The organism is Gordonia sp. ALPHA1B1, assembly GCF_005502615.1.
Taxonomy (GTDB): Bacteria; Actinomycetota; Actinomycetes; order Mycobacteriales; family Mycobacteriaceae; genus Gordonia; species Gordonia hongkongensis.
Window position 1 is genome coordinate 70,016 of sequence record NZ_SCOC01000016.1, and the last position, 22,992, is coordinate 93,007.

A 22,992-nucleotide genomic window follows, 5' to 3' on the forward strand; every position below is an offset into this window, starting at 1 on the left:
TTGCCCTGCCCCGACCAAGTGATCCGTTACTCGCAGCGGAGACCGACCCGATTCGACACCATGTATTCGCCGCCAGCCAGCGTCAACGACGCTTCGCGTCCCAGCGGGATGACCACCGGCCACCATTGACCCCGGCTGCCGGCGAGTCAAGCAGCCAGATATCGGATCGACGGACATCGGTGATCGAGGAGCCAAAATGGGAGCCAACCGAGTCGGACTGCATTTAGACATTTTCGGAACAAGGCGGACGAAACTACCGCAAGCGATTCGGCACAAATGTGGACCGGATGGGGCCTGCGGACGAGTACGGATCAGAAGGTTAGGAGTTCGAATCCTCTCGGGCGCACCACGTTGACAATGCCCCGTGAACAGCGGAAATGTAGTTCAAGGGCGTCGTTCCATTTCCAGCGAGAGTCGTGCGAGGTTCGCGGTCGACCGAGGAGCCGGGGAATGTGGCCAGATCGTCCGGCTACTAGGAAGCGTCCGTGCTGAGCGCGCGGGATTCCCTGTCATCTGCGTATGCGTGCACGACCAGCTGCGGCTTGCGCATTTCTGCCGTATCAAGCTGAGCCCACATGGCGTCGATCATTGGTTGCAGGAATAGGTGCCCCAGTTGCCTGACCATCATGCGGACGACCTGGTCGGGGATCGTTCGGTTAGTCGAGGCGCTGCCAGATGCTCGCATTTGGACGACCTGCTCGCGCGCAAGCTCGGTGAGACGCTCGAGAAGATGATTGTCATCGCCGGGATCGAGGAGCGCGCGACGCATATAGTCGACCAGCGCTGGGTGCTCGTCGTACATCTGGCGTACTGCGTTGTTTCGGCCGGTTGCCACTTGCTCGGGATTGCCGTCGCCGCGTATGGAGTCGATGGCGGCGGCATGACGGTCGACGATGTACTGCTCGACGGCTGATCGCAGCCCGTCTTTGGTTTTGAAATGGTGTTGAACCAGCCCGACGGCAACGCCCGCGTGCGCAGCAACGGCCCGCATTGATATGGCGGTAACCCCCTCGGCAGCAAAGAGTTCCAGCGCGGCGTTGCGGATCCGCGCCTTTGTGGTCAGGTCACGTTCGAGTGGTTCACCACTGCCCATGTCGTCTCCCCATATCAACCACTACACAAGTGAACTCATTTTCGAGTTCTTGCAGACTATACAGTACGAATGTATAGTTCGATCATCACATTCATAGTAGGAGGCGCGGTGCACGACATCGTTCATGGCCTGCCGTCCACGCATGGCGACCACTACCAGCTCAACACCGACACACTGATCCGGCATGCCGCACGCACCTACCCGGAGCAGGAGATCGTCTACCGCACCACCGATGGCGGCTGGGGCCGCTACACCTACGCGGACTGCTATCGGCGGGTGCGCCGGCTGGGCAACGCCTTGCGTGGCCTCGGCGTCGGCCCGGCGGACGTCGTCGGGGTGATCGACTGGAACAGTAAACGGCATTTCGAACTGTATTGGGCGATACCAGCATTGGGATCGGTGATGCTGCAGATGAATCTACGGCTGGCAACCGACGATCTCGCGTTCGTCACCGACCACAGTCACGCCAAGGTGATCTTCGTGGACGAGACACTGCTCCCGGTCGCCGAAGCGCTCGCCGCGGCCGGCGTCGGCGTGCAGACCTGGGTCGTGATGACCGACAAGCCGCTGTCGGAGGTGGCCACCACGCTGCCGAATGCGGTGTCGTTCGAGGAGCTGATGGACGATGCGTCCGAGGACATCGACTTCCCGATGATCGACGAAACCTCCGCCTACAGCGCCTGTTACACGACCGGCACCACCGGCAAGCCCAAGGGTATCTACTACTCTCACCGCGGGATCTACCTGCATTCGGTCTCGGAGGCGCAGGGATTGTCTCTGACGGTCGACGACACGATCATGCTGATCACCCCGATGTTCCATGGCAACTGCTGGGGTCTGCCGCAGGCCGGCGTGTTCGCGGCCACGCGGTTCGTGCTCCCCGGTCGCTACGCCGCGGAGGAGACATCCACCTTGGTGGACGCGATGATCGCCGAGGACGTCACCGTTGCCAACGGTGCGCCCGCCATCTTCGAGCCGATGCTCCGATATATCGAAACCCTGACCACGAAACCCGATTTCGGCAGGACCCGGCTGTTGTCTGGCGCCACTGAGCCGCCACTGACGATGATGCGCGGATTCCACGACCTGACCGGGGCGGACATCGTCCAGGGATACGGTGCCACTGAGACGACACCATTGGTCACCACCAATCGGGGTATCAAGCCATCGCTGAGGGGGCTATCTGACGAGCAACAGTGGAATCACAAGCGTTACCAGGGACTTCCGATGACCGGTGTTGATATCCGGATCGTCGACGCTGGCGGTGTCGACCTGCCGCACGACGGGGCATCCGCCGGCGAGATCCTGGTGCGCGGGCCGTGGATCGTCGAGAGCTATTACGACCTCGACGACAACGACTCGCGGTTCTTCGAAGGCTATTGGCGTAGCGGCGATGTCGGCACCATCGACGAGTACGGCTATCTCAAGGTTACTGACCGCATCAAGGATGTCATTAAGAGCGGCGGCGAATGGATCAGCTCGATCGACATGGAGAACGCGATCGTCGCACACCCGAATGTCGTTGAGGCGGCAGTGATCGGCGTGCCACATCCCAAATGGCAGGAACGGCCCGTGGTGTTGGTCGCCACCAAGGACGGCGCCGACCTGCCGCTGGCCGAGATCCACGCGCTACTCGACAGCCAGTTCGCCAAATGGCAGCTGCCCGACGTCATTATCCGTCTGGAATCGTTGCCACGCACCAGCGTCGGCAAGCTCGACAAGAAGGTTATGCGCGTGAATCATGCGGACGTCTACGCTGCGCGGTCGTGATGGCGCTGTGACAGCATCCGTCGACTGCCCGGTCCTGGCTGTCACTATCGGACACACCACTGTCCGCAACGCACACGTGGAGCCGGGAGCGTACTTGCATCTCACTGAAAGTAGAACGCAATGAGCACACTCTTTCCCGACTACCGCTCCCCGTGGGAGACCGACGAGCACGCCGCGCTGCGCAATCTGGCGCGTGACTTCTTCGCCAAAGAGCTGACGCCGCACGAGGAACGGTTCGCGCAGCAGCATCAGGTCGATCGAGACGTGTGGACCAAGGCCGGCGCCACCGGCCTGCTGCTGACCGATGTGCCCGAGGAATACGGTGGCGGCGGAGGCGATTTCGGCCACGAGGCGGTGGTGCTGCAGGAGCTGGCCTTCGCCCACGACAGCGCGCTGGCGATCGCTGTGCACTCCACGATCGTCGCGCATTATCTGCTCTCCTACGCGACCGAGGAGCAGAAGCAGCGGTGGCTGCCGACCTGCGCCACGGGCGAGAGCGTGCTGGCGATCGCGATGACCGAACCCGGCACCGGATCGGACCTGCAGTCGGTGCGCACCACCGCACGCCTCGACGGCGACCACTACGTCGTCAACGGCTCGAAGACGTTCATCTCCAACGGAACCCACTGCGATCTGCTCGTCATCGTCTGCAAGACCGATCCGTCCCAGGGCGCCAAGGGCATCTCGCTGCTGGTGGCCGAGGTCGACGGGCTCGAAGGATTCGAGCGGGGCCGGGTGCTGCAGAAGATGGGCCAGCACGGTCAGGACACCCGGGAGCTGTCGTTCACCGACATGCGGGTGCCGGCCGCGAACCTGCTGGGCGGCGTCGAGGGGCAGGGCTTCATCCAGCTGATGAGCCAGCTGCACCGGGAGCGTCTGGCCATCGGGCTGGGCGCGGTGGCCGCCGCCGAGGCCGCGGTGATCGAGGCGGTCGCCTACGCGAAGCAGCGCGAGGCGTTCGGTAAACCGCTGCTGTCCTTTCAGAACACGAAATACGTTCTGGCCGAATGCAAGGCGGAGGTGCTGGCCGGCAAGACGCTGATCGATCACTGCATCGGGCGGGCGATCGACGGGACGCTCGACCCGGCGACCGCGTCGATCGCGAAGCTGTGGGGCACCGAGAAGCAGATCGAGGTCACCGATCGCTGCCTGCAGATCTTCGGCGGCTACGGCTACATCATGGAATACCCGATCGCCCGGATGTACGCCGATGCGCGGGTCCAGAAGATCTACGGCGGCACCAGCGAGATCATGAAGGAACTCATCAGTAGATCCCTCTAAGGCAGGAGAATCCGATGCAATCGAGTGCCACTAGGCCCGTCCACGGAGTACCGGCAGCGGGCCAGGTATCGGACCGTGTCTCGGTTCTGGACCGTGCATCACAGCTCGAGCAGGCGATGGCCGGCATCAATGTTGCCCTCGCGGTACGCGTCCCACCGGCCGACCCAACTCGCGGTATCGACCTTGGCATGCAAAAGCGGACTTATCGCGAGCTGGCGGTGGTCAATATGCAGTGTGGCCCTCTGTCGGCTGCACGCACAAGCCGGCAGGCCGCCGAGTCGGATGGTGCTCTCATGACTGCACTCCTGGTCCGTTCTGGCACCGAATTGATCGGACAGGACGATTCGACGACTCTGCTGCGGAAAGGTGACCTGCTCTTGTGGAACTGCGAGCGACCCGCCCGATTTACGGTGGGCAATCTCGTCGAAAAGCGATTAATGGTGGTCCCTACTGGCTTACTGACCGCAGTGGGCTCCAGCCGATTGGTCGAGTCTGGTCTGATCGTTAGGCGACGATCACCGGCGACCGAGTTGCTGGACCATTTCCTGGAATCGCTGCTCGTAGCCGGCGAGGATCTGGGTTCTACGGCGGTATGCACCGTCCGCAATGCCGCGCTAGAGCTTCTCGTCGGTTCGCTGCACCCGAGCGACGGCGGGGGAGGTCCGGCACCGTCGATGGCTTTGCGACCAGCGATTGAAGACTGGATCGACCATCATCTTCCGGACACAGTGATCACTCCTGCGTCAGTGGCAGCGGCACACGCGGTCTCAGTCCGCACCGTCCATCGGATGTTTGCCGAAACCGGGGATACTCTCGGCTCAGTTGTGCGATTGCGGCGATTGATGCGTGCCCGGCGCGAGCTTGAGTGCACTCACCATTCGATCACGGCGATCGCGTCGCGCTGGGGGTACTCGGACTCGAGCCACTTCACCCGAACTTTCAAGCACCAGTTCGGCATGTCGCCAACTGATCACCGCGCACTATGTCGACAAGACGACGAGGGCCGCGAAGGCGAGGTTGTGGGCAACGGCGTTGCAGTCCAATCGCATGGCACTAGGGTTCACGCACCTACGACTGTGAGGCAGATCACTCTGACTTGATTGGGGAAGGCCCCCGATCGAGGAGGAATCATGAAACTCTCTTCGAAGGTCTGGTCGGCAGTCGGCGTCTTGCTCATTGCCCTGGCCCTGGCCATCTGGTTTGTCGTCGTGCCGAGTGCTACCAAATTTCCGTCGAAAACTAATACAACTCAACACTATTCGGGTGTCGCAAACTTGCTCGATGCGCAAGCGCTCGGCCGCGGCGATGTCGCGCACGCGTTCATCAGCAACGCTCCGGTGACAATGGATCGAACAGTCAAGGCGGTAAAGACCTCTGGAAACACCGTTGTGGTCACCGACAATTCGACGGTCCAGGTCGCGACGCAGACGTTGACTGACGACCATACGTATTCGATCAACCGGACCAACATGCTGCCGACGGATCCGCCGAACGGACAGCAGGTCGAGCACACGGACGGTTACACCGTCACGCTGCCGATCGGCCCTAAAGGATCTGGCAGCTCGTATCGCTTGAATGACAACGCGACGCAGCAGGCATTCCCATTGAACTACCGAGCCGCGGCAAAAGTACATGGCCGCAACGTGTATGAGTACAACTCGACCGGGACAGGTGCAGTGAAGAGCCCGTCGCTGCTGAAGACGCTCCCGCCTGCGCTACCCAGTGCTATTGCCGCACAGTTGATGCCAAGCCTCCCTACCGCCAGCCAGGAAGCGATAAAGCAGGCAGGTCCGATCCCTCCTGCGATACCGCTGTCCTACATGGCGACCACGAACTATGACCTGCAGGTCGACAAGCAACTCGGGGCACCGCTATCGGTCGCGATCGACCGCACGGTAACCGCGTATGCCGATCTCGGCGGGAAACAGATCGAACTATTGCCCGTGTTGCAACTGAACGTGAAGACGACTGACCAGTCGGTGGCGAGCGCGGCCAAGACCGCACACAAGAGCGGACTCATGCTCACGATCATGAGCACCTGGTTGCCCACCATTCTGACGATCCTTGGAGTCTTCCTGCTCCTTTGGACAGTGTGGCGGGAACTACGGCGGCGGCGATCTGCGCCCGACGCGCCGGTCGATGACAAGCAACCGGTGAACAGCCACTAGCCGAACGCGACGAATTGGTCCGCCCGCAAATGGCGCTCCTGTTCAAGCACGTGGCGTTGCGATCCACGCTTCGCGCGTGTGTGACGCAGCACACTATCCACGATGGGCGATCGCCCGAATTCTTTCATTGATTGGAGCAAGTAATGAAAATGCAAGCCGCAGTTCTCTGGGGTCCCGGCCAGGATTGGAGTGTCGAAGAAGTCGAGCTCGACGGGCCCCAGGAAGGCGAAGTGCTCATCCGCTACGAAGCGAGCGGGCTGTGCCACTCCGACGATCACGCTCGCACCGGCGACATGCCGATCGCCGTCCCCACCGTCGGCGGCCACGAGGGGGCAGGTGTCATTGAAGAAGTCGGTCCAGGAGTCAAGAACCTACGGCCCGGTGACAAGGTTGTGTGTTCGTTTCTTCCCGCATGCGGACAGTGCCGGTGGTGCTCGACTGGACAGCAGAATCTTTGCGACATGGGCGCATTCATCCTTGCCGGCACCATGCTCGACGGCAGCTACCGTCGCCGCGCCCGCGGAAAGGATCTCGGCGCCCTATCGCTGCTGGGAACTTTCGCTGAGTACGGCACGGTGCACCAAGAGTCCGTGGTGAAGGTAGACGACGACGTACCACTTGAGCGAGCGTGTCTACTTGGTTGCGGAGTAACCACGGGGTGGGGCTCGGCGGTGAACACCGCAAAGGTCCAACCGGGCGATACCGTCGTCGTCATCGGCTGCGGCGGCATTGGCGGCAGCGCGATCCAGGGCGCCCGGATAGCGGGCGCCGAGAATATCGTCGCGGTGGACATTGTCGAATCAAAGAGGCAGCAGGTAATGCCACTCGGGGCAACGCATTTCTGCACAAGCTTCGAGGAGGCCACCGCGCTTGTGGCCGACCTCACCCGCGGTGTAATGGCGGACTCGGCGATTCTCACAGTCGGAGTCGTCGCCGGCGAAATGATCGGGCAGACGCTGGAGTTGGTGCGAAAAGGCGGTGTGGGTGTTGTCACCGGTATTGCCCCGGCAACTGAGAACACTGCAACTATCCCGTTGATGATGTTCACACTCTTCCAAAAGCGTTTGGCTGGAAGTCTTTTCGGCGAAGCTAACCCGAGAGCCGACATTCACCGGCTGCTCCGACTGTACCGAGACGGCCAACTCAAGCTCGACGAGACCGTCACCGCCGAGTACCAACTCGGCGATATCAATCAGGGATATCAAGACATGTTCGATGGCAAGAACATTCGCGGGATCATCACGCACAGCCACTGAGATGCAAGCACTCACGGAGGAACACATGATCGACCAGAACGCACTGTTCATCGATGGCGCATTGTCACCAGCCCACGCGCCCGAACGCATCGAGATATTGTCCGCGGCCACCGAAGAAGTCATCGGACGCGCACCAGCAGCAGATGAGGACGACGTCGACGCCGCGGTTGCCGCGGCACGACGTGCATTCGACGATCCGCGTGGTTGGTCGGCGTGGAGCCCCGACGACCGCGCAGCGGCGATCGAGCGGCTTGCCGACGAGTTGGAGGCGCGCGCGCCGCAACTCACCGAATTGGTCTCGTCGCAAAACGGGATGCCGATTGCCATCGCCGGAACGCTCGAATCCGGGCTTCCCGCGACCGTGTACCGGTATTACGCCAACCTCATTCGGACCACAGAACTGGAGCAGACACGTCCAGGCGTACTCGGTGGCCGCGCCATTGTTCGGCAGTCCCCCGTCGGTGTGGTCGCCGCGATCGTGCCATGGAACTATCCAAACCTGGTCACTGCCTTGAAGGTGGCGCCTGCGTTGGCCGCTGGCTGCACCGTGGTGGTGAAGCCCAGCCCGGAAACAGTCTTGGACTCTTATGTTTTCGCAGAAGCGGTCGCCGCCGCGAACATACCCGCGGGAGTCGTCAACATCGTTCCCGGGCGGGCGAGCACTGGCTCCTACCTCGTGTCACACCGAGACGTCGACAAGGTCACGTTCACCGGATCGACCACCGTCGGCCGCCAAATCGCAAAGACCTGTGGTGAGTTACTCCGCCCAGTGACCCTCGAGCTCGGGGGAAAGTCGGCAGCGATCATCCTCGACGATGCTGACCTCACTGCGAACATCGAAGGACTGTTTCAGGCGACGTTACTGAATAACGGTCAGACCTGTGTGCTGAATGGCCGAATTCTTGTCCCTCGCAACAGGTTCGACGAGTCGCTTGAGGTCTTCGCCGGACTCGTGAATGGTGCTGTCATCGGCGATCCACTTGATCCGAGTACACAGGTCGGGCCACTGGTCACTGATGCGCACCGCAACCGGGTGGAGGCACACATCGCAAGAGCCAAGGACGACGGCGCTCGCGTTGTTGCCGGCGGCGGTCGGCCGGCCCACCTCGATCGTGGTTGGTATGTACAACCCACCCTCTTCTCGGATGTTGATCCGTCGAGTCCCCTTGCGCAAGAAGAAGTGTTCGGACCGGTACTCGCTCTGATGCCATACGACGACGTCGGTCAGGCGGTTCAGATCGCTAACGATTCGGCATACGGGTTGGCCGGCACCGTGTGGACCGCAGATGAGGCTCACGGTATCCAGATCGCCGAGCAGATCGAATCTGGCACGGTAGGTGTCAACTACTACATGCTCGACCCGGTTGCGCCATTCGGCGGTATCAAAGCGAGCGGTTTGGGGCGCGAACTCGGCCCCGAAGGCCTCGCGGCATGCATGCGAACCCACACGACATATCTGTCGACCAGCGCGTAGCCACCCCGTGTGTCGTTCCTGCCGCAGTGCCCACCGGGCAGGAACGACACACGGACTGAGGGGAGGTTCCTGACATCACGGAGAGACATGACGGCTGGCGCTACGGGGACAAAGTCATCGTGCGCGCACGGCACGCAGCGGCGGTGCCAGCGTTTGGCTATGTGATCGGCAAACCCGACCGTTTGGGATCTATCCCTGTTCGCCTGGATGACGGATCCGCATGCTGGTATCACGCGGATGCACTCGTCCGGCTAGCAAGATGGTGAACCGTATTAGGATGCCTGACGATATTTTTGAGGACATTCTCTACTTTATTTTCAAGGCGCACTCGCGCGCGGTGCCGGCGCCGGGCTCCGACTTCGTCTCGCCCCGGACCTACACCAGCCATATAGGTGCGCCCGGAACCATCGGCGTCGAAATAGGTTGCCCTGCCCTGACCAAACGATCCGTCATTCACGGCGGAGACAGACCCGTTTCGATACGCCCATGGCCGGTGGCCGTTTCTCCGGCGCAGTTCCAGTGAAGCCCGTCGATGACGACGAAGACACTGCGAGCAGAGGCACGAAGCAGCCTGATCCGGCCACCGGAAGGGGTGTTGTTAGCGACTAGCGAGGTTGCGTGCATCGGTCGGGCCGCCGCGCCGCGGGTCGGTGTGGTCGAACGGTTCGGTGTGGTCGAGGTCGATCTGCCAGACCGGGGCGTTGCAGCCGGGGAAGGTGCAGCACAGTTCGCCGGCACGCACCAGGGCCTGGAGCTTCTTCGACGGGGTGTACCGCGTTGTCGAACTGTCCGCCTCGGGAGGCGATACCGGTGGCGCGTCGGGCGCGGCGGGGTTCGGTGCGGGATGGATGTAGGTGCGTCGGGCTTCGGCGAGCAGCTGCCGGGCGGTGTCGGCGTCGAGGATGCCGTGGCGGTCGAGGAATGCGGGGTCGTTGTCTAGACCGATCAGGGTCGACAGGTTGACCACGATGTGAAAGGTCGCGCGCGGCGCCGGCGATGACGACGGCGACGCGTCCGGACCCGGAGGGTCGGCGACAACCGTGTCGCTGTCCGGGGTGTCGGTGTCATCGTTCCCGGAGTGGCGCGCGGGTGCCTCAGTCGTGTGGTCGGCGGTGTCCACTGTCGCTGCGTCGACGTCGCCGGTGGTGTTGGCTTCAATGTCCATTGCGGCAGGTCGGCAGTCGTCGCATTCGCACGCGATAGAAGCTTCGCCCCGCGCGAGCGCTTTCAGAGCATCGACTCGGCGGTTGGCCAACTTTCGAGGGTCACCGGCGTGGACCGCGGTGGCCATCGCCGTCAGGCGGGCGTCGAACTCGGCGGAATCAGCAGTGGGCAGCGTGCCGGAGATCCGGGACTGCCCGGGTGTGAACCGGTCGGGGGTGACGGTCACCTTGCGGTCGGATTTCACTCGCTCCTTGCGTCGGCGGATCGCGTCGGGTGCCCACTTGGCGACGATGGAATCGACCATGGCGGTGAACCGGGCCGTGGACATCGGTGCGCGGGCGAAGATCGCCTCGGCGAGATGGGCGTCGACGGTCTGCATCTCTTCGTCGTCGGTGATGAGGTCGGTGCGTTTGAGGGCGATGAGGAAGCGGCGCTTGTCGATTCGACCGCACGCGAGTGCGTGTCCGGTGAAGGAGAGTCGGTAGCGCAGTGCGTCGCCGGCTTCGATGAGATCTTTCGCCTCGGCCGGCGTCACGGTGAGGGTGGCACCGACTTCGGCGATGGCCTGTTCGAGACCGTTGGGCCCGAACTGCTCGTAGGGATTCTCACCAGCGGCCACCCGCGCGGACAGGTGCTCGAAGGCTTCGATGGAGTCGAGTTCGCCGCTGTGCGTCTCGGCGCGCCGCTGCGCGTAGTCCATCTCGCGTTCGTCGTGAATGAGGCTGGCAACGACCATCATTCGATGCGCCGACGCTGCCGCCAAACCCGCGCAGTGGTTGAGGACCTCGACGAGTTCGGCAGCGGAGAGTTCATGGTCGGGACGAAAGCGCGGCTCGACCGACTCCTGTGATGGGTCCACAGATGTAGTGGACCCGGCCCCCGCCCCCGATGACATACCTCCACGATACTCGAATATATGTTCGAGTCAAGGGTGTATTTGTTTCTCCTTCGAATATCCGATGATGCAACCACGACGCACCGACAGGTCATCCTCAGATCGAGGTCAGCGATGTCCGCGTGGCAGGCCGATGCGGATCAGGCGTGGGTCCTGCGTGATCTCGCGTACCTCGAATGTCGGGTCGATCTCCTCCGCCACCCGATCGACGATCAGAGAACCGTTGCTGTCGAACCCGATTCGGTGGTGAGTCAACCTGGTCGTGAACTTCCAGACGGCCATCGCTTCGACCTCAGTGGTGACCGAGTCTTCGCATCGGACACAGTCGAGTGCTGCGTCACTGTCCGGATCGTCGGCGTGTTCGTCGCATGGCTCCCAGTCCGAGGTGACGAGGTATCCGGGGTCCCACAGGGAGCCCTCCGTCGGCGGCCATTCCACCGAGTACCACTCGCCGGCAGCGATTCCGTACGTTCCGATGGCCTCGTCGAGCACGGCCTTGCGGTCGGCTTCGGTCCATTCGATCCGGGGTGGAATCGCCACGTCCTCGATGGGGTCGATTCCGGCGTAGTCGGCGGGATCGCCGAGCAGTTCGGTATCGGTGGCCTCGTGCTGCGTTGCCCGACCGACGGATTCATGTGTGTCGAGCACTGCGGCCTCGGCTGTCGCAGCGTCGATATCCGCTGCCAGGTAGGCGGCGGAGTTCATCCGCTCATGAACCGCTCTCGCCGGGATCCGCGAGACGAGTTCGTCGACCACCGCTTGCTCGGCGTCGTAGAGCGCTCCGGATGCCAAGCGGAGTGCCGTCTTCCCAACCGGCACAGAGATTCCCGATGTCCGGCAGTCCCACAACTCGGCGGCGATCCGATCGCGCCGGTCGACCAACTCCCACGCGAGAGCTCTGGCTGATTCGCCGGATGTCGAGTGTGGGATCAGCGACTGCTCCTGCAACTCGGCGATGATCCGAGTGAACCGATCGGAGCCTTCGCCGGACGAGTCGATCCAGTGATCGTTCGTGAACGTGCCCAACGCGGCACCTCCTCCCTGACGTTCTGTCTCGGTCGTCCATTCCTACGCCGAGAACCTACTCGGGGCCAGTGACATCAATCGTGGGGTGACTCGTCGCAATCGGACGGCGATCGTTGTGGTGGATGTCGGTGCCGCGTCGCATTCTGGTGACGGAAGCCGACAGGTCAACTCGGCCGAACCGAGAGGAGGCGACATGGTGAACTCGAAAGCCCTCGCAGAATTCATTGATTCGGCCGAGGCCGGCGCTCGCGCGGGCATCGTGCGCGAGACCGGAGAGATGTGCCGTTCCCATCGACACCGCCATTCATCGTCTGCGATCGACTCGATGAGCCCACTGACGGGCGTGGATTTCGAGGGGCCCGCGGAGGCCGAGCGAGGCGTCGCCTGATGGCGCCCGAACCCGTCCGACTCCCCGCCGCGATGGCGTCCCCGGCAGTCGGCTGCACTGTGAACGCCGGCTGGTATCCGCTCTTGGTTCGCCTCCATCGCCGGCTCTCAGCCGTCACCGACGACTTCACCTACGCGCAGATCAAAGAGAAGTTCGGGGTTTTGCGCTGCTACCTCAATTACGGAAACTCGGTCGACGATTTCACGTGGAGCCTTTGCGAGCTCCTGGTCGACGCGACAACCGACGAGTCGAGCACCGTATGCGAATTCTGCGGCGACCGAGGAGAAACCCGGTACGACCTTTCCTGGATCAAGACGACCTGCGGAGATTGCTGACCGTAACGTTCGGCGGTGAGCAAGACCTGGGTCATCTGAAGCGGCGCGCAGATCGCCGAATGGACGAAGATCGCCCCGGGTACGACGAATGGTCGTGTGCTGACTCCGCGTCTCAGCCGATCCCGCGCGACAGCATTTGCCCGACAACCAGACCGAGTGCACCCTCGGCAAACCTCGAGACCGGCCCGACGGCGGTGTCCAGCGCCTCGTCGTAGCCGTCGCGTGCCTCGCCCCACAGGCGGCCCGACGAGCCGTTCGGCGTGACCCCGATCAGGGCGATGAGCTCACCGGTGGTGGGGATGCAGATCGCCCAGACGAATCGTGTCTCCGACTCCCAGTCACGCTGCGCCGCAGCGACGTACGCGGCGGGGTCGTCGACCTCGAGATGAGACAACGCCGGGACGTCGGTGATCCGCTCGTCCGCACGAAGCGCACGCAGATACCACGTCCCGGCGTTGATCTCGACTGGTTGCATTGCCTTGTTGTACGCCCGCCCTTCGAGGCTCGTCGCTTGCGCTCCTCGCACCTCAGGGAGCAGGGGCGCTCGCACCTCAGGCAGCGAGGGAGCGGTGTGTCTTACTTCAGCTCGAGCAGCACCGTGCCCTGGGTGACGGCAGCACCGGCCTCGATGGTGAGGCCGGTGACGACGCCGTCCTTGTGGGCGGTGACCGGGTTCTCCATCTTCATGGCCTCGAGGACGACGACCAGATCGCCGGCGGCGACCTCCTGGCCCTCCTCCACGGCGACCTTGACGACGGTGCCCTGCATCGGAGCTGCCACGGCGTCGCCGGAAACGGCTGCGCCGCCACCCTTCTTGCGCGAACGTGCCTTCGGCTTCTTGCGGACGACGCCGTTGGCCGAGCCGCCACCGCCACCGAGGGCGAGATCGCCGGGCAGCGACACCTCGACGCGACGGCCGCCGACCTCGACGACGACGTTCTGCCGCGGGGCGGCCTCGTCGTCTTCGATGGGCTCGCCGCCGGTGTACGGCTCGATCGGGTTCTCCCAATCGGTCTCGATCCACTTGGTGTAGACGTCGAACTTCTCGCCGTCGCCGATGAAGGCGGGGTTGGAGACGATGTGCCGGTGGAACGGGATGACCGTCGCCAGGCCCTCGACCTCGAACTCGGCGAGTGCGCGACGCGAACGCTCCAGCGCCTGCTCGCGGGTCTCGCCGGTGACGATCAGCTTGGCCAGCATCGAGTCGAACTGGCCGCCGATGACGTCACCCTCGACGACGCCGGAGTCGACGCGGACGCCGGGGCCGGTCGGCTCCTTGTAGACCGAGATCGGTCCCGGGGCGGGCAGGAAGTTGCGGCCGGCGTCCTCACCGTTGATGCGGAACTCGAAGGCGTGACCGCGCGGGGTCGGGTCCTCGGTGATCTCCAGCTTCTCGCCGTTGGCGATGCGGAACTGCTGACGCACCAGGTCGATGCCCGCGGTCTCCTCGGTGACCGGGTGCTCCACCTGCAGGCGGGTGTTGACCTCGAGGAACGAGACCAGCCCGTCGCTGCCGACCAGGAACTCGACCGTGCCGGCGCCGTAGTAGCCGGCCTCGCGGCAGATGGCCTTGGCGGACTCGTGGATCTTGGTGCGCTGCTCGTCGGTCAGGAACGGGGCCGGGGCCTCCTCGACCAGCTTCTGGAATCGACGCTGCAGCGAGCAGTCGCGGGTGCCGGCGACGATGACGTTGCCGTGCTGGTCGGCGATGACCTGGGCCTCGACGTGGCGGGCCTTGTCGAGGTAGCGCTCGACGAAGCACTCGCCGCGACCGAACGCCGCGACGGCCTCACGCGTGGCCGACTCGAACAGATGCGGGATCTCCTCGATCGTGTACGCGACCTTCATGCCACGTCCACCGCCGCCGAATGCCGCCTTGATGGCGACCGGCACGCCGTGCTCCTGGGCGAAGGCGACGACCTCGTCGGCGTCCTTCACCGGATCCTTGGTGCCGGGGGCCATCGGTGCGTCGGCCTTGAGCGCGATGTGGCGCGCGGTCACCTTGTCGCCGAGGTCGCGGATCGACTGCGGGGACGGACCGATCCAGATCAGCCCGGCGTCGATGACGGCCTGCGCGAAGTCGCCGTTCTCCGACAGGAAGCCGTAACCCGGGTGGATCGCGTCGGCGCCGGACTTCTTGGCCGCGTCGAGGATCTTGTCGAAGACCAGGTACGACTCCGCCGATGTCTGCCCGCCCAGTGCGAAAGCCTCGTCCGCGAGTTTGACGAACAGTGCGTTCGCGTCGGGCTCGGCGTACACCGCGACGCTCGCGATGCCTGCATCCCGGGCGGCGCGGATCACGCGGACAGCGATTTCGCCACGGTTGGCGATGAGGACCTTGCTGATTGCGGACGGAGTGTTCGCAGAGGTACTGGGCACTTGTTCTCCTGGGCCTTACTCGTACTCAGGTGCACGACGCGGTAGCGCACGCGACACGTTGGGCGGACGTCGGTCAAGTCTGGCGGCCCGCCGTCACCGGCCGGGATGCGGACGGCGAGGGCGATGCGACACCTTCGCGGTGCAGGTGTCGCGACCTTCCGGGCAATACCCTAGCCCACCGAGCAATCGTTCGGTGGAGCCCTGGGTCACAACGCCGGAGAGAATGTGCTCGCATCACCGAGGCGTCGGACCAGTTCGGCGAAAGCACGCAGGTAGGCGTGGACGGGACCACCTGTCGGGTCGATCGCCCAACCGTCTTCGGAACGGGCCTCGGCGGCGGGAAATGTGACGTTTCCCTCATGTTGTGCACCCGGAGTGTTCGCCGAGGCGGTGACGCCGAGCTCACGCAGCGGCGACTCGCGCGGGAACCGGGCGGAGTACCGCAGTCCCGACGGGGTGCGGTTGATCCAGATGTACACCTCGTCGGGCGAATAGCTGTGACTGCGGAGGACCTTCGCACGCCCCGCGTCGGCGGCCCCGGCGCCCGGTGCATAGCGCGTGTCGATGAACGAGATGACGAACCGCGGGCCACCCTCGTGCCCGATCAGGTCGGCCACCCGCAGGAACGGCAGCGAAGCGCCCTGACGCCCGTGCTTGAGCGCGGCGGTGGATCGGACGACGGCCTGGTCGAACGTCGGGGAGTCGGACATGTCGAGACAGAAGGGAGCGACCCCGACGAACCAGCCGAGGGAGGTCAGCCAGCGGGCGTCGTCGCGCGTGTGCCGCGGCAGCACACAACGGAACTGCCGATCGCCGGTCAGTTCGTGGTGCACCACGGCGAAGGCCGCCAGCACTCCGGCGGTCAGCGTGCCGCCGGCCTCCGAGCAGATCGCGGTGAACCGGTTGGCCGTCGCGTCGTCGGCGACCACACCCCACAGCGACTCCTGGGGGAGTGCCGCGTCCGTGTCGACATCGTCGGGGGTGCGGTGATCGTTGGCCGGGTCAGCCGTGTGCAGGCCGGGCATGTCACCGTTGCCGGCGGCCAGGAACTCCGACCACAGGCCGACGGCCGGATGATCGCGCCCGGTCTGGTCGGCGAGCCGGCGTTCCGCGGCGCTGAAGTCGACATAACTGCCGACCTCGGGCAGATTCGCGCCGCGATGCTCCCGCGCCGCCCGGTACATCGACACCAGCTCCTGCTGGGCCATGATCAGCGAGTACCCGTCGACCAGCGAGTGATCGGCGGCGAAGAGGAGCGTGAACGAGCGTTCGCGTCCGACCGTCGCGAACCGGTAGGCCGGCCAGTGCAGCGGCGCGGTGGCGCGATCGAACGAGCCCGCCAGTTGCTCCACGAGCGGACCCGACTCGGCGTACCAGCCGACCCGGCCCATCTTGAGTTTCACGGTCCCCGGCGCGGTGGTCAGCCGCTGCAGGCCGGAGCCCTTGATCACGACGTGACTACGCAGCACCTCGTGCCGGTCGATCCACTGGGTCAGCACCGACCGGATGGCCGGGATCGACAGCGGCTCGTCGAACTCGATGCTCAACCCGAGCCAGGCCTCACGTCCGCCCTCGCGACGCGTGCGGACCCGGTACTCGAACGCCGCCCGCAGATGCTGCTCGTGATTGTGCGAGGTCAGGCGCGAGTCGTAGTCCCAATTACCCAGTCCGCCCGGCACATACGGCGTCCACTCGACGAGACCGCCGGGCGCGATGGGTTCGTCGCGGATCTGGATGAACTTCATGCCCCGGGCGTGTCGGGCACCTGGGCGCGAACCTGCGCCTTGATGCGGCCCAGCATGCCCGCCATACCCCGCAGGCGCAGCGGACTCACGGCGCTGCCGAGTCCCAGGTCGTAATAGAAATCCGATGGCACGTCGAGGATTTCGCGCGCCGACGCGGTGTCGAGTCCCTGATGAAGGATGGCGGCGAAACCGCGGGTCGTCGGCGCCTCGCGCGGAGCGCTGAAATACAGCCGCACCGACGACGGGTCGGCGGCGTCGACGGACAGGAAGACCGGCGACTGGCACTCGGGTACCGGTTCCATCGCATCCTGCTCGAGATGCGCCGGTATGTCCGGCAATTCGCCGGCGAACTCGAGCAGGAGGGTGACCTTGTCGGAGTCGCCGAGTGCGCCGAAGTCGTCGACGATCTCGGCCAGGGCTGGAGGCAGACTCATCGTGCGGTCGGGTTCACTCGGTGCCGGGAACGGCGCCCGGCTCCTCGCCGACGGCGATCGGCACGCGCACCGCGTTGCCCCACTCGGTCCACGATCCGTCGTAGTTGCGGACCGCGGTGTGCCCCAGCAGATGTGTCAGCACGAACCAGGTGTGGCTCGACCGCTCACCGATGCGGCAGTAGGCGATCGTGGGCGTCTTCGGGTCGAGCCCGGCGTAGATCTCGTCGAGTTCGGCGCGGCTGCGGAAACGGCCGTCGGGGGCAGCGGACTTCGCCCACGGGATCGAGATGGCGGTCGGGATGTGCCCGCCGCGCAGCGCGCCCTCCTCCGGGTAGTCCGGCATGTGCGTGCGCTCGCCGGTGTACTCCTGCGGGGAACGGACGTCGACGAGGGGCTCGGTGCCCAGGGCCTCCAGGACCTGCGGCGCGAACGCGCGGATCTTGGCGTCGTCGCGCTCGACCACCGGGTAGTCCGACCGCGGGTAATCGGGGACGTCGAAGGAGGTGTCACGGTCCTCGGCCATCCAGGCGTCGCGGCCACCGTCGAGCAGGCGGACGTCCTCGTGGCCGAACAAGGTGAAGACCCACAGCGCGTAGGCGGCCCACCAGTTGCTCTTGTCGCCGTAGATCACGACAGTGTCGTCGCGTTCGATTCCCTTGCTGCGCATCAGTTCCGCGAACTGCTCGCCGTTGATGTAGTCGCGCGTGACCGGGTCGTTGAGATGAAGGTGCCAGTCGATCTTCTGAGCGGTCGGGATGTGGCCGATGTCGTAGAGCAGCACATCCTCGTCGGACTCGATGATCTTGAGTCCTTTGGCGCCGAGATGCGCCGACAGCCACTGGGTCGTCACCAGCCGCTCGGGGTGGGCGTAGTCGGCGAAGGCCGGATTCGGGTCGGTGTCAACGCTCACGGTGCTCTCCAGCTCGCTGTTCGGACGTTCCGCGTGGATCACGCGCGGACCATCTGCGGTCCCGCTGATAAAGCGTAGGGCATCGGCCGGAGCGTGCTTCGATCAGACGACAAACCCCAGGTGAAGCGGGTCCCGCCTGCTACGTTCGCCGAATGATCGATCGACGCGGGCCCCTCGCGATGCGGTGGGCGGTCGCTCTGGCCGCCGTGGTGACACTGACCGTCGGAAGCGGATGCGCACTCATCCCGTCCGAGAATTCCGGGGAGTCCCGTCCGTCGTCCGCGTCGACAAGCAGCGCACCGAGTCCGACGCCGTCGCGCTCAACGGACCCGACCGGCGACGCCGACGCGGCGCAGTGCCGGCCCGACGACTGCCCGAAGTTGCCGACGCCGACCGCGGAACTCATGACCAGCGGGGTCACCCCGGCCAACGTGGACACCGCGGTGCCCGACTACCTGACCACGCTCCTCGACGACCTCGACCAGACATGGGGTGGGTGGTTCGACGAACTGGGCTGGGGCGACCCGGCACCGGGACGGGTGCTGATCGAGTCCGGCACCTCCTTCGCCACGGAGTGCATTGCCGGCGACGAGGATTCGAACCCCGTACCGATCCCGTCCGACGAGGCCAACGCGTTCTTCTGTGGAGTGGACACCGAACCGAACGGAGAGGGCACCCCGACCGAGGGCAGCATCGTGCTCCCGGTCGACACCTTCGCGGCCATCTGGGACGGCAACGTCTTCGGGGTGCCATCGCCGATCGTCGGCGACTTCACCGCGGCGATCGTGGTCGCTCACGAATACGGCCACAACGTCGTGTTCCGGATGGCCGAGGCGTTCGACATCCCCGACAGCCGTCTCCCGGCCGGCAAGAACAGCGAGCTCATCGCCGACTGCCTGGCCGCGAACTGGGGTGCAACCGCCTACCAGCGTGATGCGCTCGGCGCGCGGGAGATCCTGCAGGTCGCGACGCTGCTGCCGATCATCGGCGACACCGGCGGCGCGTCCGGACACGGCTCGGCGCGCGAACGTGCGGTGGCGTTGACGGTCGGACTGACCGGCCCGCAGTTCAACCGCCAGGGTCAGCCGGTCGACTGCATCGAGCGGTACTGGCCGGAATTCTTCGAGGTGGAGTAGGGCCACCTCAGGGAGCGGGTCGTCGTCAGTGGCGCCAGAAGTCGGTGACCGAGAGCCCGACGTCGGCCAGGAGGGTGCGGACCAGCGGCAGGCCGATACCGATGACCGACGACGGGTCGCCCTCGATGCGCTCGACCAGCCAGCCACCCAGACCGTCGAGGGTGAATGCGCCGGCCACCTGTAGAGGTTCACCGCTGGCGACATACCGCTCGATGACGTGGTCGTCGGCGGCGGCGAAATGGATCGTGGTGGAGCTCGTCCCGCCGGCGGTCGCGGGCCGGTCGAGGCGGATCAGGTGATGGCCGGTCAGCAGGTCCGCGCTACGACCGCGCATCTCCGACCACTGCGCGACGGCGCGTTCGGGGGTGTGCGGTTTGCCGAGCAGCCGGCCGCCTAGATGGAGCATCGAGTCGCAGCCGATGACGGCCACGGCGCTGCCGGACCCGGCGAGTTCGGCGATCTCCGGAAGTGCCGCAACGGCTTCCGCCTTCGCGCGGGCGAGTTCGGCGACCACCACACCGGCCGGTGTGGAATCGGGGAGCGCGGCGAGGAGCGCATCCTCGTCGACATCCGACACCCGCACGACCGGCTCGACGCCTGCCGCCCGAAGGATGCGGAGCCGGGCAGGGGAGGCCGAACCGAGTACGAAGATCGGGCCGGGAGTACCCGGCCCGATCTCGGATTCGGATGTCATCGTCAGTAACGCAGGTTGGTGAAGCTTCCCGGGCCGCCCCACTGCGGACGCAGCCGGTCGATCGGGTGGCCCCAGTCGTTCCGGGTCTCGGGCTCGGCCGAACCGCCGCCCGAACCGGCACCGGCGAGGACGGTCACCAGCACGGCGAGGTCCTCGTCGGTCGGATTGCCGCCGACGACCGTCAGGAACGGACGCTCGGACTTCGTGGAGTCTTCGCTCACGGAATTCTCGCTCTCGGAACTGACCGCTGGTGTCACAGGGGGATGTTGCCGTGCTTCTTGGGCGGCAGGTTGACCATCTTGCGCTCGAGCAGCTTGAGCGCAGTGGCGATCTGACCGCGGGTGTGGCTCGGCGGGATCACCGCGTCCACGTATCCGCGGGCGGCCGCGACATACGGGTTGACGAGGGTGTCCTCGTACTCCTCCTGCAGCTGCAGACGCAGTGCGTCGACGTCCTCACCCTTGGCGGCCGCGTCCTTGAGCTGGCTGCGGTACACGAACCCGACCGCACCCGAGGCGCCCATGACGGCGATCTGGGCGGTGGGCCACGCCAGGTTCACGTCGGCACCCATGTGCTTGGAGCCCATGACGTCGTACGCGCCGCCGTAGGCCTTCCGGGTGATGACGGTGATCTTGCCGACCGTCGCCTCGCCGTAGGCGTAGAGCAGCTTCGCACCGCGACGGATGATGCCGCGGTACTCCTGATCGGTGCCGGGAAGGAAGCCCGGGACGTCGACCAGGGTGACGATGGGGATGTTGAAGGCGTCGCAGGTGCGCACGAACCGGGCGGCCTTCTCCGAGGCGTCGATGTCGAGGCAGCCGGCGAACTGCGTCGGCTGGTTGGCGACGATGCCGACGCTGCGGCCGTCCACCCGGCCGTAGCCGATGATGATGTTCGTCGCGTACTCGGCCTGCACCTCGAGGAACTCGTCGTCGTCGAGTATGCGACGGATGACCTCGTGCATGTCATAGGGTTGGTTCGGCGAATCCGGGATCAGGGTGTCGAGCTCGAGGTCTTCTTCGGTGAGGGTGTCCTCGATGGAACCGGCGGCCGGCTGCGCGACGGGCAGACGCGGGGCATCGGCGCGGTTGTTGCTCGGCAGGTAGCTCAGGAGTTCCTTGACGTACTCCAGGGCGTCCTCTTCGTCGGAGGCGACGTAGTGCGCGGTGCCCGACTTCGACATGTGCGTGTGGGCGCCGCCGAGCTCCTCCATCGTCACCTCTTCACCGGTGACCGTCTTGATGACGTCCGGACCGGTGATGAACATCTGGCTGGTCTGGTCGACCATGACCACGAAGTCGGTGAGCGCGGGGGAGTACACGTGACCGCCGGCCGCGGCGCCCATGATCAGCGAGATCTGCGGGATGACACCGGAAGCACGCACGTTGCGGTGGAAGATCTCGCCGTAGAGGCCGAGCGAGACCACGCCCTCCTGGATGCGGGCGCCGGCGCCGTCGTTGATGCCGATCAGGGGGCGACCGGTCTTGATCGCGAGGTCCATGACCTTGACGATCTTCTCGCCGTAGACCTCGCCGAGGCTGCCGCCGAAGACCGTCGAATCCTGCGAGAAGACGCAGACCTCGCGACCGTCGATGGTGCCGTAACCCGAGACGACGCCGTCACCGAGCGGGCGGCGCTCGGCGAGTCCGAAGTTGGTGCTGCGGTGCCGGGCGAGGGCGTCGAGTTCGACGAAGGACCCCTCGTCGAGCAGGTGGGTGATCCGTTCCCGCGCGGTGAGCTTGCCCTTGGCGTGGGTCTTCTCGACGGCGGCCTCACCCACCGGATGCTTGGTCTCCTCGAGACGATTGCGCAGATCGGCGAGCTTTCCCGCCGTCGTGTGGATGTCGGGAGCGGCGGCGTCGTCGCGCGAAGCAGTGGTCATGACTGACGATGCTAACTACCCGAGTGTGAGCCACGTCAACCGGATCAACGTGAGATATCCCTCAGGTTTACGAGCGATCGGTCGGTGGGCCGGCGGGTCGACCGTGAAACCGGTGGTATCCGTTCGTGCGGAGGCGGCGGCCAGTAGTTTCGTCAGGTATGAGTCTCGACGCCGATCTGCTCCGCACCCGTCTCACCGGCACCCGCTGGCACCGCATCGAGGTGGTCGAGGCGACCGGTTCGACCAATGCCGACCTCGTCTCGCGCGCCGCCGGCGAATCCGTCGGGGGCGCCGTGCGGATCACCACCGACCAGACCGCCGGACGTGGCCGCCACGCCCGCACCTGGACCGCGCCGGCCGGCACGCAGCTGGCCATGTCGGCCGCGCTCGACGTCGCCGACCACACCGAGGACCTGGGCTGGCTGTCGCTGCTGGCCGGACTCGCCGCCGTGCAGGGTGTCGACGACGCGATGGGGATCCGTCCGACGCTCAAATGGCCGAACGACGTGCTGATCGACGGCAAGAAGGTCGCGGGCATCCTCTCGGAATACACCCGCAGCGAGCATGCCGCAGGTGGCCCGGGAGGCGTGGCGGTGATCGGCACCGGGCTCAACACCACGATGGCGGAGGAGCAGCTGCCGGTCCCGACCGCCACCTCGCTCCGGCTCGCCACCGGCCGCGACGTCCCCCTGACCGAGCTCGCCGCGTCGTACCTGCGGGCGCTCTCCGAGCTGCTCGACCTGTGGCCGCACGACCTGGACGGGCTCGCGGCGCGGTACCGCGACGACAGCGACACCATCGGCCGCCGCGTACGGCTGGTCCTGCCCGGCAATCGTGAGGTCGTCGGCACCGCGACCGGTGTCGACCCCTCCGGCCGGATCGTCGTCGACGCCGACGGTGAGCAGGTGGTGGCCGCCGCGGGCGATGTCACCCACCTGCGGCCGGAGTGACTTCGACTCGGC

At 65.3% G+C, this 22,992-nt stretch carries 22 protein-coding genes; 11 read left to right on the forward strand and 11 right to left on the reverse strand.

Annotation, left to right across the window (positions count from 1 at the left end):
• Positions 1–472: 472 nt before the first annotated feature.
• Entirely contained in the window at positions 473–1,093 is a 621-nt protein-coding gene (locus tag FFS52_RS12890) for a TetR/AcrR family transcriptional regulator (RefSeq protein WP_055475064.1), read from the reverse strand.
• Between the two features lie 108 nt (positions 1,094–1,201).
• On the opposite strand from FFS52_RS12890, the gene FFS52_RS12895 reads away from it, so the two are divergent.
• The 7 genes from FFS52_RS12895 to FFS52_RS12925 all read left to right on the forward strand — a co-directional run bounded on the left by FFS52_RS12895 (position 1,202) and on the right by FFS52_RS12925 (position 9,565).
• Positions 1,202–2,863 carry a long-chain-fatty-acid--CoA ligase gene (locus FFS52_RS12895; RefSeq protein WP_223258868.1) on the forward strand — a complete coding sequence of 554 codons (1,662 nt, stop codon included), beginning with the start codon at positions 1,202–1,204 and terminating at the stop codon, positions 2,861–2,863.
• Positions 2,864–2,983: 120 nt separating this feature from the next.
• Positions 2,984–4,144, forward strand: coding sequence for an acyl-CoA dehydrogenase family protein (locus tag FFS52_RS12900; RefSeq protein WP_055475062.1), 1,161 nt, complete (start codon positions 2,984–2,986; stop codon positions 4,142–4,144).
• 116 nt (positions 4,145–4,260) lie between these two features.
• The gene (locus FFS52_RS12905) at positions 4,261–5,244 is read left to right on the forward strand and encodes a helix-turn-helix domain-containing protein (RefSeq protein ID WP_171011625.1); all 984 of its coding nucleotides are present in this window, start codon (positions 4,261–4,263) and stop codon (positions 5,242–5,244) included.
• Positions 5,245–5,274: 30 nt separating this feature from the next.
• The gene (locus FFS52_RS12910) at positions 5,275–6,312 is read left to right on the forward strand and encodes a porin PorA family protein (protein WP_068970542.1); all 1,038 of its coding nucleotides are present in this window, start codon (positions 5,275–5,277) and stop codon (positions 6,310–6,312) included.
• A 143-nt stretch (positions 6,313–6,455) separates the two neighbouring features.
• Positions 6,456–7,568 carry an NDMA-dependent alcohol dehydrogenase gene (locus FFS52_RS12915; protein WP_055475060.1) on the forward strand — a complete coding sequence of 371 codons (1,113 nt, stop codon included), beginning with the start codon at positions 6,456–6,458 and terminating at the stop codon, positions 7,566–7,568.
• A gap of 25 nt (positions 7,569–7,593) precedes the next feature.
• Entirely contained in the window at positions 7,594–9,042 is a 1,449-nt protein-coding gene (locus FFS52_RS12920) for an aldehyde dehydrogenase (protein ID WP_137809919.1), read from the forward strand.
• Between the two features lie 277 nt (positions 9,043–9,319).
• Positions 9,320–9,565: a hypothetical protein gene (locus FFS52_RS12925; RefSeq protein WP_137809920.1), complete on the forward strand. Its 246-nt coding sequence runs from the start codon at positions 9,320–9,322 to the stop codon at positions 9,563–9,565.
• A 75-nt stretch (positions 9,566–9,640) separates the two neighbouring features.
• Here the strand turns inward: FFS52_RS12925 and FFS52_RS12930 are convergent, their stop codons facing one another.
• Both FFS52_RS12930 and FFS52_RS12935 read right to left on the reverse strand, forming a co-directional pair.
• On the reverse strand, positions 9,641–11,065 hold the full coding sequence (locus FFS52_RS12930; protein WP_223258869.1) for a DUF222 domain-containing protein: 1,425 nt from the start codon (positions 11,063–11,065) through the stop codon (positions 9,641–9,643).
• A gap of 144 nt (positions 11,066–11,209) precedes the next feature.
• Complete coding sequence (locus FFS52_RS12935; protein WP_055475058.1) at positions 11,210–12,127, reverse strand: hypothetical protein; 918 nt, start codon at positions 12,125–12,127, stop codon at positions 11,210–11,212.
• A 193-nt stretch (positions 12,128–12,320) separates the two neighbouring features.
• Between FFS52_RS12935 and FFS52_RS12940 the strand changes: the two genes are divergently transcribed.
• Both FFS52_RS12940 and FFS52_RS12945 read left to right on the forward strand, forming a co-directional pair.
• The gene (locus FFS52_RS12940; RefSeq protein ID WP_137809921.1) at positions 12,321–12,515 is read left to right on the forward strand and encodes a hypothetical protein; all 195 of its coding nucleotides are present in this window, start codon (positions 12,321–12,323) and stop codon (positions 12,513–12,515) included.
• On the forward strand, positions 12,515–12,850 hold the full coding sequence (locus FFS52_RS12945) for a hypothetical protein (protein ID WP_055475056.1): 336 nt from the start codon (positions 12,515–12,517) through the stop codon (positions 12,848–12,850). Before FFS52_RS12940 ends, FFS52_RS12945 begins: the two co-directional genes overlap by 1 nt.
• Positions 12,851–12,962: 112 nt before the next feature.
• Here FFS52_RS12945 and FFS52_RS12950 read toward each other — a convergent pair whose 3' ends face one another.
• The 5 genes from FFS52_RS12950 to FFS52_RS12970 form a co-directional block, all read right to left on the reverse strand.
• A complete protein-coding gene (locus FFS52_RS12950; RefSeq protein WP_055475055.1) occupies positions 12,963–13,325 on the reverse strand; it encodes a hypothetical protein in 363 nt (120 codons plus the stop codon).
• A gap of 101 nt (positions 13,326–13,426) precedes the next feature.
• A complete protein-coding gene (locus tag FFS52_RS12955) occupies positions 13,427–15,229 on the reverse strand; it encodes an acetyl/propionyl/methylcrotonyl-CoA carboxylase subunit alpha (protein ID WP_055475054.1) in 1,803 nt (600 codons plus the stop codon).
• A 206-nt stretch (positions 15,230–15,435) separates the two neighbouring features.
• Positions 15,436–16,974 carry a condensation domain-containing protein gene (locus tag FFS52_RS12960; RefSeq protein WP_055475053.1) on the reverse strand — a complete coding sequence of 513 codons (1,539 nt, stop codon included), beginning with the start codon at positions 16,972–16,974 and terminating at the stop codon, positions 15,436–15,438.
• Positions 16,971–17,408 carry a SufE family protein gene (locus FFS52_RS12965; protein WP_058252692.1) on the reverse strand — a complete coding sequence of 146 codons (438 nt, stop codon included), beginning with the start codon at positions 17,406–17,408 and terminating at the stop codon, positions 16,971–16,973. Before FFS52_RS12965 ends, FFS52_RS12960 begins: the two co-directional genes overlap by 4 nt.
• A 13-nt stretch (positions 17,409–17,421) precedes the next feature.
• Positions 17,422–18,318 carry a sulfurtransferase gene (locus tag FFS52_RS12970; RefSeq protein WP_055475116.1) on the reverse strand — a complete coding sequence of 299 codons (897 nt, stop codon included), beginning with the start codon at positions 18,316–18,318 and terminating at the stop codon, positions 17,422–17,424.
• 152 nt (positions 18,319–18,470) lie between these two features.
• On the opposite strand from FFS52_RS12970, the gene FFS52_RS12980 reads away from it, so the two are divergent.
• Entirely contained in the window at positions 18,471–19,454 is a 984-nt protein-coding gene (locus FFS52_RS12980) for a metalloprotease (RefSeq protein WP_231632652.1), read from the forward strand.
• Positions 19,455–19,479: 25 nt separating this feature from the next.
• On the opposite strand, the gene FFS52_RS12985 is transcribed toward FFS52_RS12980, so the two are convergent.
• The 3 genes from FFS52_RS12985 to FFS52_RS12995 are packed head-to-tail and all read right to left on the reverse strand — an operon-like array spanning position 19,480 to position 22,030.
• Positions 19,480–20,148, reverse strand: coding sequence for a Maf family nucleotide pyrophosphatase (locus FFS52_RS12985; RefSeq protein ID WP_055475051.1), 669 nt, complete (start codon positions 20,146–20,148; stop codon positions 19,480–19,482).
• Between the two features lie 2 nt (positions 20,149–20,150).
• Positions 20,151–20,369 carry an acyl-CoA carboxylase subunit epsilon gene (locus tag FFS52_RS12990; protein WP_171011626.1) on the reverse strand — a complete coding sequence of 73 codons (219 nt, stop codon included), beginning with the start codon at positions 20,367–20,369 and terminating at the stop codon, positions 20,151–20,153.
• A gap of 32 nt (positions 20,370–20,401) precedes the next feature.
• On the reverse strand, positions 20,402–22,030 hold the full coding sequence (locus FFS52_RS12995) for an acyl-CoA carboxylase subunit beta (RefSeq protein ID WP_055475049.1): 1,629 nt from the start codon (positions 22,028–22,030) through the stop codon (positions 20,402–20,404).
• Between the two features lie 158 nt (positions 22,031–22,188).
• Here FFS52_RS12995 and FFS52_RS13000 point away from each other — a divergent pair, with 158 nt between their 5' ends.
• Positions 22,189–22,980, forward strand: a complete 792-nt coding sequence (locus FFS52_RS13000; RefSeq protein WP_055475048.1) for a biotin--[acetyl-CoA-carboxylase] ligase — start codon at positions 22,189–22,191, stop codon at positions 22,978–22,980.
• Positions 22,981–22,992 lie beyond the last annotated feature (12 nt).

Excerpts from the sequence above, each read along its gene's own strand:
- FFS52_RS12890 (WP_055475064.1), bottom strand. The coding sequence starts at position 1,093 with ATGGGCAGTGGTGAACCACTCGAACGTGACCTGACCACAAAGGCGCGG.
- FFS52_RS12900 (WP_055475062.1), top strand. The coding sequence starts at position 2,984 with ATGAGCACACTCTTTCCCGACTACCGCTCCCCGTGGGAGACCGACGAG.
- FFS52_RS12905 (WP_171011625.1), top strand. The coding sequence starts at position 4,261 with ATGGCCGGCATCAATGTTGCCCTCGCGGTACGCGTCCCACCGGCCGAC.
- FFS52_RS12910 (WP_068970542.1), top strand. The coding sequence starts at position 5,275 with ATGAAACTCTCTTCGAAGGTCTGGTCGGCAGTCGGCGTCTTGCTCATT.
- FFS52_RS12915 (WP_055475060.1), top strand. The coding sequence starts at position 6,456 with ATGAAAATGCAAGCCGCAGTTCTCTGGGGTCCCGGCCAGGATTGGAGT.
- FFS52_RS12920 (WP_137809919.1), top strand. The coding sequence starts at position 7,594 with ATGATCGACCAGAACGCACTGTTCATCGATGGCGCATTGTCACCAGCC.
- FFS52_RS12925 (WP_137809920.1), top strand. The coding sequence starts at position 9,320 with ATGCCTGACGATATTTTTGAGGACATTCTCTACTTTATTTTCAAGGCG.
- FFS52_RS12940 (WP_137809921.1), top strand. The coding sequence starts at position 12,321 with ATGGTGAACTCGAAAGCCCTCGCAGAATTCATTGATTCGGCCGAGGCC.
- FFS52_RS12945 (WP_055475056.1), top strand. The coding sequence starts at position 12,515 with ATGGCGCCCGAACCCGTCCGACTCCCCGCCGCGATGGCGTCCCCGGCA.
- FFS52_RS12950 (WP_055475055.1), bottom strand. The coding sequence starts at position 13,325 with ATGCAACCAGTCGAGATCAACGCCGGGACGTGGTATCTGCGTGCGCTT.
- FFS52_RS12960 (WP_055475053.1), bottom strand. The coding sequence starts at position 16,974 with ATGAAGTTCATCCAGATCCGCGACGAACCCATCGCGCCCGGCGGTCTC.
- FFS52_RS12965 (WP_058252692.1), bottom strand. The coding sequence starts at position 17,408 with ATGAGTCTGCCTCCAGCCCTGGCCGAGATCGTCGACGACTTCGGCGCA.
- FFS52_RS12980 (WP_231632652.1), top strand. The coding sequence starts at position 18,471 with ATGATCGATCGACGCGGGCCCCTCGCGATGCGGTGGGCGGTCGCTCTG.
- FFS52_RS12985 (WP_055475051.1), bottom strand. The coding sequence starts at position 20,148 with ATGACATCCGAATCCGAGATCGGGCCGGGTACTCCCGGCCCGATCTTC.
- FFS52_RS12995 (WP_055475049.1), bottom strand. The coding sequence starts at position 22,030 with ATGACCACTGCTTCGCGCGACGACGCCGCCGCTCCCGACATCCACACG.
- FFS52_RS13000 (WP_055475048.1), top strand. The coding sequence starts at position 22,189 with ATGAGTCTCGACGCCGATCTGCTCCGCACCCGTCTCACCGGCACCCGC.